Here is a 12477-nt window from a genome sequence, read left to right on the forward strand (position 1 = left end):
CAGCTTGACCCTTGCTGAACAAGTCTATGAAGCTCTAATCTATATGTATGCCCTGAGCCTACTGTTCTATTTCTCGGACTGCATTCGACGCAATGCGGGGGCGAAGCGGACAGGCACAGGGTTTCTTGTTGTTGTTTGGGGGCTACAGGTAACGCATGTTATTTTGCGGATGTGGACCGAAGGACATTTCCCGATCTACACCACCTTTGACTTTTTGTTTATATTTTCATTCAGTATTGTGTTGATGTCGCTCGCCATGACACGAATCCAGCGTTCTGAGTTTGTCATTCTGTTGCTGAATGTTGTTGGTTTTTCCGTTACCGTATTGAACCGACTCTGGTTCACGGCTGGTGAGATATCACTGCACAACTGGCAAACCGTTCATGGATTACTTATTATGCATATTACCTTGGCGAATCTCGGTTTTGCAGCGTTAACCGTTGGTACGGTATTTGCCTTGTTATATCTGTTCTTGCATCACAAGCTGAAGAAAAAAAAGTGGAATGATACGATGCGACGGTTGCCAAGCCTGGAAGTGATCGGGAAGTACATGGATGGTGCTACTTTGATCGGGACACCGCTCCTTGGTGTTTCTGTGATGCTTGCCGTATTATCCATTGTGGCGGAAACACGCTGGAATCTGCTTTTGGATCTCAAAGTTATATCGACAGGTCTTGCCATAGCCATTTATGTCGGTTACTTTGTATCCAAAAGAAGGAAACAGTTCTCTACGATTATTATGGCAAGATGGACACTGATCGGATATGGATTTGTCATTATGAGTTTTTTATCCAATGCATATTCAGCGTTTCATCGTTGGACAGGAGAGTGAAGGGTATGGACCGTTACACGCCGATATTTGTGAATACTTCAGGCAAGAATTGCTGCGTGGTCGGTGGTGGACGTGTTGCCGAGCGTAAAATAAAGGGATTGCTGCATGCCGAGGCACAGATAACGGTCATTAGTCCGGAGCTTACTCCCGTGTTACAACAACTGCATCATGAATCCCGAATTCAATGGATAGCCCGGTCCTACCGCAATGGAGATTTGCGGGGGGCCTTTCTCGTATATGCAGCGACTGACCGTTCAGAGGTCAATACAACGGTGGTTCAGGATGCGGAGACCGCAGGCATACTGGTGAATGACGCGATGTCTTCCGAGCACAGCAGCTTTATCACGCCAAGCGTGGTCAGGCGAGGGAGATTAAGTATTGCCATCTCGACAGCTGGTGCAGGTCCGGCAGCTGCAGCGGAGATTCGTGCCACACTTGAACGACAGTTCGGGGATGAGTATGAGACGTACCTTGAATTTTTGCACCAGATGAGGACTGAGGTGAAGTCACGTGTAACTTCTCCGAGTCTCAGAAGCACGTTGCTCCGGCAGTTAACTGAAATGCACATATTAGAAGATATTCGTACAGGCCATTTCCGGTGGTGGACCGAAGAAGAAATCGGGGACTGGATATCCTGTAATCAGGAGGAATTGTAGATATGCGTACAATTAAAGTGGGAAGTAGACAGAGCGCGCTTGCGCTAACCCAGACAGGTCATGTCATTCAGGATTTACGCGACATTTGTGAGCGCGAAGGATTAGCTTTTGACTTTGAAGTACATAAGATTGTTACCAAGGGAGATCTCATTCTGGATGTAACGTTGTCAAAAGTGGGAGGCAAAGGATTGTTTGTCAAAGAGATTGAACAGGCGATGATTGATCGTACGATTGATATGGCTGTTCATAGTATGAAGGATATGCCTTCCGAGTTACCCGAAGGTTTAACGAATGGTGCTATTCCCCGTCGTGCAGATCCACGGGATGCACTGATCTCCAATGGTGGACTTACTCTGGATCAACTGCCAGAAGGAGCTAGAGTCGGAACAAGCAGTCTGCGCCGGTCCAGTCAATTGAAGGCCTATCGTCCAGATTTGCAGTTGGAATCGATTCGCGGCAATATTGATTCCCGTCTGCGGAAGCTGGAGACCGAAGGATTCGATGCGATTATTCTGGCAGCTGCAGGATTGTACCGTATGGGCTGGGAAGACCGGATCACAGAGTACCTGACGGAAACAGCATGCCTTCCGGCGGTGGGTCAAGGCGCGCTTGGTATCGAATGTCGTGAAGACGATGAGGAACTGTTGCACTTGCTGCAGCTGTATAACGATCCGGAGACAGCATTTCCTGTACAGGCGGAACGCCGTTTTCTCAGTGTATTGAATGGGGGTTGCCAGGTTCCGATCGGTGCTCATGCGGTATGGGTACCTCAGCAAGATGCAGATTCCCTGAATGGTGAAAACACGTTACAATTAACAGGTATGGTCGGCACGCCGGATGGTGGACTGATTCTTAAGGAAGCTCTGATCGGCAAGGACCCGGTTCGTCTGGGTGAAGAAGTGGCTTGGAGATTGATTGAACGGGGAGCAGAGCAGATACTGGCAGAAGTTAGGGGATGAAGACATGGTGGGGAAGGTCTTTTTGGTAGGGGCAGGTCCTGGGGATGCGAAGCTGATTACGGTAAAAGGGTGGGAATCCATCGGTAAAGCCGATGCTGTAGTCTACGATCGTTTGGCAAGTCCGAGATTGTTGAAACAAATGAAACCCGGTGCGGTCAAGATATACGTGGGCAAGCGCCCGGATCGGCATACGATGAAGCAGGAAGAGATCAATCAACTGTTGGTTGATCTGGCTCTGGAAGGTAAGGTTGTAGTTCGACTTAAGGGTGGCGACCCGACGATCTTTGGACGTGTGGGCGAAGAGGCGGATTTGCTGCACAAAAACGGAATTCCGTTTGAGATTGTACCTGGAGTAACCGCTGCGATAAGTGTACCTGCTTATGCTGGAATTCCTGTGACTCACCGTGACTATGCATCTTCCATCTCTATTATTACGGGGCATGAGAGTCCGGACAAGCTTGATCGCAGTATCCATTGGGATAAAGTGACGAATGCAACGGGGACACTTGTATTTATGATGGGGGTTGCCAAAATTGGATATATCAGCGAACAATTGATTCGTCATGGTCGTCCAGCGCAAACACCTGTGGCTCTGATTCGTTGGGGAACACGAGCGGAACAGGATACCATTACAGGTACCCTTGAAGATATAGAAGCGAAAGTGATCGCAGCCAATTTCCAACCGCCTGCAGTTATTGTGGTGGGGGATGTCGTCAATCAGCGGGAACAGTTGAAATGGGCAGAAGCGCTGCCGCTATTTGGCAAACGAATTCTGGTGACCCGTGCTCGCAGTCAGGCGAGTGAACTGGTGAATCGTATCGAGGAACTCGGCGGGGAACCGTACGAGTTTCCGGTCATTGAGACGGTTATGCCGTCCAGTGAATCTGCCAGGCAAAGTGTTAAAGACGCCTTCAGTGCTTTAAATACCTTTGACTGGGTATTTTTCACAAGTGTGAACGGCGTTGAGTTTTTCTTCCGCCATCTGGAACAGGAAGGCAAGGACATTCGCTCGATTCATCAAGCGAGAATTGCTGCCGTAGGACCTTCCACAGCAGATGCTTTGCGCAAACATGGCATCGTTGCTGAAGTTGTCAAAGGCCCTTTCCAGGCCGAAGGCATGCTTGAGGCTTTTGAAAGCGAACTGAAAGAAGGTCAGAGAGTACTGCTTCCACACGGTGATCTGGCCCGTACATGGTTGCGTGATCAGATGAGAGAACGAGGACTTCATGTCACCGAAGCCATCATCTACGATACGATCCTCGCTGGTGAGGATGACGATGAACTGCTTAAGTTGCTTGAAGAAGGTGGCATTCATGCGGTGACCTTTACAAGTTCATCGACGGTTACCAACTTCATGAGTATGTTGAAACGTATGGGATTGCAAGATCCATTGCCTTTATTGAAAGATGTGGAGGTTGCATGTATCGGACCTGTTACAGCGAAGACGGCAGAGGCCGCTGGGCTAAAGGTTACACTGATGGCAGAGGAAGCAACGATGGATAGCTTGATCACAGTTCTATGCGACTGGAAACGGACAGGCACCAAAGAAGGCGCTCTTCGAAATTAATACACATGTAATCATGTCAACATATGAAGCGTGCTGAATTCGATAGGATACCAGCGCGCTTCCCTTTTTGCTCTATTTAATTTCCAAGGAGGTCTACACGTATGAGTTTTCCAATTGTACGGCATCGCCGTTTACGTCAATCCACAGGTATTCGCAATATGGTCAGAGAGACCCATCTAACCGTGGATGACTTTATTCAACCAATCTATGTGACATATGGACATAATGTAAAATCCGAAATCAAATCCATGCCTGGCGTGTTCCGCTTCTCGCTGGATCGTCTTCAGGAAGAAGTAACGGAAATTGCCGAGTTGGGGATTCCAGCCGTGCTAATATTCGGTATCCCGGAGACCAAGGACAGTGTAGGTTCATCTGGTTTTGCTGAAGATGGCATTGTGCAGGAAGCGACGAGATTGATCAAATCGTGGTATCCAGAACTGCTGGTTGTTGCGGATACTTGTCTGTGTGAATTCACGGATCACGGTCACTGCGGTATGGTACACACCGTGGAGATTGACGGCCACATCTGCGGAGATGTGTTAAATGACGAATCACTGGATCTACTCGTGCAAACAGCAGTGTCCCAAGCCAAAGCAGGAGCGGACATTATTGCACCATCCAACATGATGGATGGATTTGTACAAGCGATCCGTGCCGGGCTGGATGAGAATGGCTTCAGTCACATTCCGATCATGTCCTACTCTGTAAAATACGCGTCGGCATTCTATGGTCCATTCCGTGAAGCTGCGGATTCCACACCACAATTCGGAGACCGCAAGTCGTATCAGATGGACCCGGCGAACGCGCGTGAAGCCCTGCGTGAAGCGGAGACGGATGTGCTCGAAGGAGCGGATATGTTAATGGTTAAACCTTCCCTATCCTATCTTGATGTCATGCGCACGATTAAGGATCAATTTGATCTGCCGCTTGTGGCCTATAATGTCAGTGGCGAGTATGCCATGGTGAAGGCAGCGGCGATGCAAGGCTGGATTGATGAGAAAAAAGTCGCCATGGAAATCCTGCTCAGCATGAAACGCGCAGGCGCAGATATGATTATTACGTACTACGGAAAAGACGCTTCACGCTGGCTGGCTGAGAAATAAAATAAATTATATTAAGGAGGATATTCATGACTGCACAACAAAGCAATCGTCGCAATGATGAGCGCTCACGCAGCGCATTTGAAGAAGCAAAGCAGTACATACCCGGGGGTGTGAACAGCCCTGTTCGCGCATTCAAATCGGTGGGGCTTACCCCGATCTATGCAGAGCGTGGAGAAGGGTCCAAAATTTACGATATTGATGGCAATGTTTTTATTGACTATGTGGGATCGTGGGGACCACTCATCATGGGACATGCTCATCCTGCCGTAGTAGAAGCTTTGCGTGAGACAGCTTTGAAAGGAACAAGCTTTGGTGCACCGACTTTGCTGGAGACCGAGATGGCGAAACTGGTATGTGAGCGTGTACCTTCCATCGATATCGTTCGGATGGTCAATTCCGGTACGGAAGCAACGATGAGTGCCATTCGACTGGCACGCGGGGTAACCGGACGCAGTAAAATTCTGAAGTTTGAAGGATCATATCATGGACATGCTGACAGCTTGCTGATTAAGGCTGGATCGGGTGTTGCAACGCTGGGTCTGCCAGATAGTCCGGGAGTACCTGAAGGGGTAGCTGTAAATACGATTACAGTACCTTATAACGATCTGGAGTCCGTGACGCTTGCTTTTGAACGTTATGGGGAAGAACTGGCCGCTGTCATTGTAGAACCTGTGGCGGGTAACATGGGCGTTGTACCTCCGGCTTCCGGTTTCCTTGAAGGCTTGCGCAATTTGACGACGCAGTATGGCAGCTTGCTTATTTTTGACGAAGTCATGACCGGTTTCCGCGTAGGGCTGAACTGTGCCCAGGGACGCTTTGGGGTTACACCTGACCTGACTTGTCTGGGCAAAGTAATCGGTGGCGGACTTCCAGTTGGCGCTTATGGTGGTCGTCGAGATCTGATGGAACAGATTGCACCTACAGGACCGATTTATCAGGCGGGTACACTAAGCGGGAATCCGCTGGCTATGGCAGCAGGGTATACCACGCTCAAATTGTTAACACCAGAGGTCTATGACCGTCTGGAGACATTGTCAGCACGTCTTCAAGCCGGATTCGAGAAAAATGCAGCTGAGACGGGTGTAGCGATAACCATTAACCGTGTTGGTTCGATGGTTTGTCCGTTCTTCAGTGCCGTTCCGGTAACCAACTATGACATTGCCAAAGAAAGTAACCTGGATCAATTCCGTCGTTATTTTGCGGCCATGATTGATCAAGGTGTGAGTGTTGCCCCTTCGCAATACGAAGGCATGTTTGTCTCTGGTGTGCACACGGAGCAGGATATTGATGATACGATCGAGGCGAATCGTAAGGCTCTTCAATCGCTATGACCATCAAAAGTTGGAAACGCCGCGGGGAATGGCTTGAGCTGATGCCAGGGAAAGCCGTAACAGACAGTTCAGACAAACAGATGGCTGCAGAACAGTGGCTATTGTCTGAGCTTCAGTTTCCGGAGAAAATGCTTCGTCAGCTGAAAGCAAACCAAGGCATACAACTTGCAGGGGACCGGCTTCGGCTGGCCCTTTTTGCGTCCCAGACGATTGATGTTGAGCCACGCTGGGCTGAGGTGGATGTATTGTATGAGGATGATTTCTGTCTGGTTGTGCACAAAACGGCAGGCATGAAACTGCATCCAGATGGAAGCCGTGTTGATCAGGCCATTACGCTGGATCATGCGGTTGCTTCCTATTATGAAATGAATGGAATTCAGGCGAACGTACGCCATGTTCATCGACTGGATGAGGATACAACCGGACCTGTCTTATATGCCAAAAATGCTTTTGCTCTCGCAAAACTGGATGAAGCGATGCGGCGCAAAGAGATTGGCCGCCATTATGTAGCCATTGCAGGTGGACAAATCCCCCTTGAACTCCACAAAATTGATGCTCCGATTGGCAAGGACAGACATCACAAGCAGCGCAGACGTGTCTCAGAAGGTGGACAAGAAGCTGTTACTCATGTAGAGATCGTCAAAGTATGGGAACGAACAACTCTTGTTCGTTTAAAGCTGGATACAGGACGCACTCACCAAATTCGTGTTCACCTAAGTTATGCTGGACACCCGCTTATTGGTGATGCGTTGTATGGAGGTAGAGCGGATGCCATTGGACGGCAAGCACTTCACGGAGAGATGCTTAAGTTTAGTCATCCTTTAACCGGAGCGATGATTGAAGTGAATGACCCTTGGCCATCCGATTTCACACAACTGGCGGAGCGTGAAAAGGTGTATTAATAAATGATATAAAGCGAACTTTAATAGTTAAACGAGAACGAAGAGGACAGAAATAACGTGAAGAAGCGGAGCGTTCGCCTAAAAGCTTTCTGAAAGAAAGCTGCTTCGGAAGCATAAGCTATCCCCGGATTTTCCCTTTGAAGAAGGGAATCAAAAAAATCTGGGGATAACAGTGATCGGAAGGTTATTCTGTCATCGAAGTGGCTAGGTGCAACATTCTCTATTTCGCTTTATATATCAAGGTTTTTCAAAAGGTGGCATGCCCATCCCATTTAAGGCATATAGATGTGATAACGAAGGATTTGGACCATGGATCAGTCCCATGAGAAGGATCATGGTGAACATATGCCGAAAGGAGGACGCCACCTTTGTTGAATCAACCTTATGGTTTGCGGTTCGATATTTATGAGCGCGTTCATTTGTCTGAGGGAGTCCCTGCAATTGAGGAATTGGAGGAAATTGAACTATACCCGCGCATTCAAGTCATAGGGCAGGATGATCATGCCACGTTAAGAGGGCATCTGTTACTTACAGGTGCGTACAGAGGAGAAAACGAGTCTTCAGAGGAGCTCAAACACTTCATTCCTGTGGAGATCACGGTGCCTCTGAACCGGGTCAGATCGATTGAGGATATTTCCATCGAAATTGAAAATTTTGACGTGGATCTGTTATCCAATCGTAGTCTGAACATTACAGGCGTGTTGTCGCTGCGAGGCATCGAGGGTTTTCCAGTTGAGGAGCCACAAGTGTGGTCAGCAGATGAGTTTACTGTTGTTCACTCACCTGACTCTCAGCAACTCAACCGTTCCAATGAAGCAGAACAGTCAGGCAGCGATCCCAATGCATTTGCACAAGAGTATCTACTCCAGCGGAGTGAGGAAGAGAGACTTGCGAATGCAGCAGAACTCGCATATGGCGCCCCGGAATTCGCTGATCTGTCCACAAGAGAAGAGACCTTAAGAAATAACGAAGAATGGCAGCAGGAATATGCGCTTCCGTCTTCGACCGAGTCAATTCAGTCGGAAGAGCAAAGCGCAGAGAATGCTAACGATCCCAGACAACCTGATGCAAACGAAGATCTCGCATCTCTGACAACGGATGGAGATGAATTGGCATCCCATGAGCAACAATACAGCGAACCTACTCCCATCTCGTCATTTATGGCTGAGACCGCTGATCGGCTAGCTTCTTACCCTGAATCAGAACCGTTGCTACCTCTCGAGGAAGAGTCTCCTGTGTTGTCCGAGCCTTCCGTAGATGCATTGCCTGCGAACCCTAGAAGTTCAGATCAACAAACCTCTGAGCTGGCTGCACAATCATCTGATGAGTTGGCACCACCGAGTGCACCGGATGCACCTGACGTATGGCACTTCGAATCAGCGAGATCTGTACCCCAGCAGGAGAATCCGGCCGTTGCCGATGTTCCGGTGGAATCACAGGCGGAGAACTGGCAGGGTGTATTTGCTTCGTCCGAACCAGACAAAGCGGAGGAGGATCGACCGACCTTTGAAGCGAATGGGGCAGACGAGTTCGTGCAGAACGAAGCATTTGTTCCTGAACCTGTGGGGGAGACGGAAGACAAGCCAGAGTTGAAGGTTGCTTTTGGCAGCAAGAAAGAATCCGCACCAAGGCAAGAGGAGGGCGTAGGCATCTCTTCCTTGTTATCCTCTGGTAGAGCAACGCGCGATGCCGAAGTGGAGCGAGGCGAGGAGATCCCTGCTGGTGTGACACAGGAAGAGACATATCCCGCGGATGATGTGGAGTGGAAGAATCTGTTCCTGGGGACGATCGTGGATCAGACCCCATTCCGCAAGGTGAAACTGTGTATCGTTCAGCGAGAAGATACACTTGATGCCATTGCAGATCGATACCAATTGAGCACGAGGGAACTTCAGTTATATAACCGATTATCTGAACAGGTTGTGGAAGAAGGTCAGATATTGTACATTCCTTAATCCGTAGTTAAAAGCCTTCGTTAGGACCCGTGATCCCCTTGAGGATTGCGGGTTTTTGCATTATTCGTCCTAACCCTGCATTCCAGCGCTCTTTTCCGCTGCTGTCAGGTTGACTATCCCGCACGAGCAAGGTATGATGTGTGTATGTTTTTTGAAGAACAACGTGGAACGGGAGTAGTAGACAGTATGACCTATCAGAGAGTGGAATTGTAGCGCTGTGAGATTCCGCAGGAACCAACTGATCGAAGTCGCCCGGGAGTTGCCTGTTTGAATACAAGGGATGAATGAGATTTATCGTCATCATTTATTTCTGAGGTAGGATGGGCCGGTCGCAGCCGTTATCTGCTTGAAGTGTCACGTCATGTACAGAGGGTGAAGTCTATCTTGCTGTCAGCGTGAAACAAAGGTGGTACCGCGAAAGCTAACCTTTCGTCCTTTGATGGATGAAAGGTTTTTTTTGTTTTTTTTGGCGAAGATGATAAGTAACGGAGGAATGACACATGTCTGAGGAAAAAAAATCAGCTGCAACAGAAATGCCGACCACTTACGATCCAAAGGCGGCAGAGGATAAATGGTACTCCACCTGGATGGAACGTGGATATTTCAAAGCCGGTCAACGTAAAGATGCCGAGCCCTACACGATTGTTATCCCACCCCCGAATGTGACCGGGATGCTGCACATTGGGCATGCGCTCGATTTTACACTGCAGGATATACTGATCCGTACGAAACGGATGCAGGGCTATGATGCACTGTGGCTTCCGGGTTCCGACCATGCAGGCATTGCTACCCAAACCAAAGTGGAGCAGAAACTGCGTGAAGAAGGTCTGACGCGTTATGATCTGGGACGTGAGAAGTTTCTGGAGAAAGTATGGGACTGGAAAGATCAATATGCCACTACCATTCGTCAGCAATGGGGCAAAATGGGGTTGTCGCTTGACTACTCCCGTGAACGTTTTACGCTAGATGAAGGTCTGTCCCAAGCGGTTCGCAAAGTATTTGTTCAATTGTATGAAAAAGGCCTTATTTACCGAGGCAAACGGATCATTAACTGGGACCCGGTGAACCGGACAGCTCTGTCTGACATTGAGGTTGAATATAAAGAGGTTCAGGGTCACTTGTACCATCTGCGTTACCCCCTCAAAGACGGAAGTGGCTACGTTACCGTGGCAACAACGCGTCCTGAAACGATGCTGGGCGATACAGCGGTTGCTGTACATCCGAAGGATGAGCGCTATGCAGATATGATTGGTAAAGTACTTGTACTGCCTATCATTGGGCGCGAAATTCCAATTATCGCTGATGATTATGTGGATAAAGAGTTCGGAAGTGGTGCCGTTAAAATCACGCCTGCGCATGATCCGAATGACTTTGAAGTAGGTCTTCGTCATGATCTGCCTCAAATTACGGTGATGGATGAGAGCGGCACAATGAATGCAGAGGCAGGCAAGTATCAGGGACTGGATCGCAGTGACTGCCGCAAGCAGATTGTTGCTGACTTGAAAGAGCAAGGCGTATTGATCAATATCGAAGATCACACGCATCAGGTTGGACACAGTGAGCGTACTGGAGCTGTTGTTGAGCCGTATCTGTCTACCCAGTGGTTTGTTGAGATGAAGCCACTTGCAGAGAGAGCGATTAAGAAACAACAGAGCGGCGAAGGGGTTAATTTTGTTCCGGATCGTTTTGAGAAAACCTATCTGAACTGGATCGAGAACGTTCGTGACTGGTGTATTTCGCGTCAACTGTGGTGGGGACATCGTATTCCTGCCTGGTATGATGAGGAAACAGGTGAAATCATCGTATCTGCTGAAGACCCGACGACGCTGCCAGAGAATGCCGGACGCAAGCTCAGACAGGATGAGGACGTTCTGGATACATGGTTTAGCTCCGGATTATGGCCATTCTCCACATTGGGCTGGCCGGAAGATACGGAAGATCTGCAACGTTATTATCCGACAAGTGTACTTGTGACAGGGTATGACATCATATATTTCTGGGTTGCACGTATGATTTTCACTGCATTGGAATTCACCGACGAGATTCCGTTCAAGGATGTGCTGATGCATGGTCTTGTTCGTGACGCAGATGGACGCAAAATGTCCAAATCATTGGGGAACGGTGTAGACCCGCTCGATGTGATTGAGAAATACGGCGCAGATGCGATGCGTTACATGATCTCAACCAGTAGCACGCCAGGTCAGGATCTGCGTTTCCGTTGGGAACGGGTGGAGCAGGCTCGTAACTTTGCCAACAAGATCTGGAATGCTTCACGCTTTGCATTGATGAATCTGGAAGGATTCACCTATGAGGAACGTGACATTAGCGGAGAGCTTGGCACAGCGGATTATTGGATTTTACACCGTCTGAACGAAACTTCTCGTGATATTACGCGTCTAATCGAAGCGTATGAATTTGGGGAAACGGGCCGTGTGCTGTATAACTTTATCTGGGATGATCTGTGTGACTGGTACATTGAGTTTGCGAAACTGTCCTTCTACGGAGAAGATCCGATTGCCAAGAAGAAAACACAATCCGTGCTGGCTTATGTACTGGATCAGACGATGCGCCTGATTCATCCGTTTATGCCATACATCTCCGAAGAGATATGGCAGCATCTGCCTCATGAGGGAGAGACCATTACGCTGGCTTCCTGGCCGGTATATGATCCTGCACTTGAGAATCCAGAGGCTGTTGCCGAGATGAACCTGCTCATGGACACCATTCGTGCAGTTCGGAACATTCGTGCAGAAGTGAACGTGCCGATGAGCAAAAAGATCGAGTTGATGGTCAAAGCAAACAGTGCTGAGACGTCCAGTATCATTGCGCGTAACAGTCACTACATCAAACGTTTCTGTAATACGTCCGAGTTCGATAGTGGGCTGGAGCTAAGCTCACCGGATAAGGCAATGACTGCGATCATTACGGGGGCAGAGCTATACTTGCCACTGGCAGGTCTTATTGATATCGAGCAAGAAGTGGCTCGCCTGGAGAAAGAGTTGCAGAACCTTGAGGGCGAAGTACTCCGTGTGGAGAAAAAGCTGGCGAATGAAGGCTTTGTAGCCAAAGCTCCGGCCAAGGTTATTGAGGAAGAGCGCGCCAAGCAAGCAGATTATTCCGATAAACGGGATAAAGTGATTGCACGAATCAAGGAACTGAAAGGTTAATATAT

9 protein-coding genes and 1 other annotated feature are annotated in these 12477 nt (G+C 48.8%); all 9 genes read left to right on the forward strand.

Annotated elements, in window-relative coordinates:
• Window positions 1–4: 4 nt before the first annotated feature.
• The 9 genes from ccsA (at window position 5) to AC4G47_RS05880 (ending at window position 12472) form a co-directional block, all read left to right on the forward strand.
• Window positions 5–832 carry a cytochrome c biogenesis protein CcsA gene (gene ccsA, locus AC4G47_RS05840; RefSeq protein WP_458123843.1) on the forward strand — a complete coding sequence of 276 codons (828 nt, stop codon included), beginning with the start codon at window positions 5–7 and terminating at the stop codon, window positions 830–832.
• Window positions 833–837: 5 nt separating this feature from the next.
• The gene (locus AC4G47_RS05845) at window positions 838–1488 is read left to right on the forward strand and encodes a precorrin-2 dehydrogenase/sirohydrochlorin ferrochelatase family protein (protein WP_458123842.1); all 651 of its coding nucleotides are present in this window, start codon (window positions 838–840) and stop codon (window positions 1486–1488) included.
• A 2-nt stretch (window positions 1489–1490) separates the two neighbouring features.
• On the forward strand, window positions 1491–2447 hold the full coding sequence (hemC, locus tag AC4G47_RS05850; RefSeq protein WP_076216941.1) for a hydroxymethylbilane synthase: 957 nt from the start codon (window positions 1491–1493) through the stop codon (window positions 2445–2447).
• A gap of 4 nt (window positions 2448–2451) precedes the next feature.
• Entirely contained in the window at window positions 2452–4014 is a 1563-nt protein-coding gene (cobA, locus tag AC4G47_RS05855; RefSeq protein WP_491105237.1) for a uroporphyrinogen-III C-methyltransferase, read from the forward strand.
• Window positions 4015–4115: 101 nt separating this feature from the next.
• Complete coding sequence (gene hemB / locus AC4G47_RS05860) at window positions 4116–5117, forward strand: porphobilinogen synthase (protein ID WP_491105238.1); 1002 nt, start codon at window positions 4116–4118, stop codon at window positions 5115–5117.
• Between the two features lie 26 nt (window positions 5118–5143).
• Window positions 5144–6448, forward strand: coding sequence for a glutamate-1-semialdehyde 2,1-aminomutase (gene hemL / locus AC4G47_RS05865; protein WP_491105240.1), 1305 nt, complete (start codon window positions 5144–5146; stop codon window positions 6446–6448).
• Complete coding sequence (locus AC4G47_RS05870) at window positions 6445–7350, forward strand: RluA family pseudouridine synthase (protein WP_491105241.1); 906 nt, start codon at window positions 6445–6447, stop codon at window positions 7348–7350. The genes hemL and AC4G47_RS05870 overlap by 4 nt, the downstream gene beginning before the upstream one ends.
• 368 nt (window positions 7351–7718) lie before the next feature.
• Window positions 7719–9305, forward strand: a complete 1587-nt coding sequence (locus AC4G47_RS05875) for a LysM peptidoglycan-binding domain-containing protein (protein ID WP_491105243.1) — start codon at window positions 7719–7721, stop codon at window positions 9303–9305.
• A 155-nt stretch (window positions 9306–9460) separates the two neighbouring features.
• Window positions 9461–9745 (forward strand) — a binding site (T-box leader).
• A gap of 60 nt (window positions 9746–9805) precedes the next feature.
• Entirely contained in the window at window positions 9806–12472 is a 2667-nt protein-coding gene (locus AC4G47_RS05880) for a valine--tRNA ligase (RefSeq protein ID WP_491105244.1), read from the forward strand.
• Window positions 12473–12477 lie beyond the last annotated feature (5 nt).

It is taken from the genome of Paenibacillus sp. Negev47, assembly GCF_058313655.1.

Coding starts and splice junctions, on each gene's coding strand:
- AC4G47_RS05880 (WP_491105244.1), top strand. CDS start 9,806: ATGTCTGAGGAAAAAAAATCAGCTGCAACAGAAATGCCGACCACTTAC.
- AC4G47_RS05870 (WP_491105241.1), top strand. CDS start 6,445: ATGACCATCAAAAGTTGGAAACGCCGCGGGGAATGGCTTGAGCTGATG.
- hemC (WP_076216941.1), top strand. CDS start 1,491: ATGCGTACAATTAAAGTGGGAAGTAGACAGAGCGCGCTTGCGCTAACC.
- hemB (WP_491105238.1), top strand. CDS start 4,116: ATGAGTTTTCCAATTGTACGGCATCGCCGTTTACGTCAATCCACAGGT.
- hemL (WP_491105240.1), top strand. CDS start 5,144: ATGACTGCACAACAAAGCAATCGTCGCAATGATGAGCGCTCACGCAGC.
- cobA (WP_491105237.1), top strand. CDS start 2,452: ATGGTGGGGAAGGTCTTTTTGGTAGGGGCAGGTCCTGGGGATGCGAAG.
- AC4G47_RS05845 (WP_458123842.1), top strand. CDS start 838: ATGGACCGTTACACGCCGATATTTGTGAATACTTCAGGCAAGAATTGC.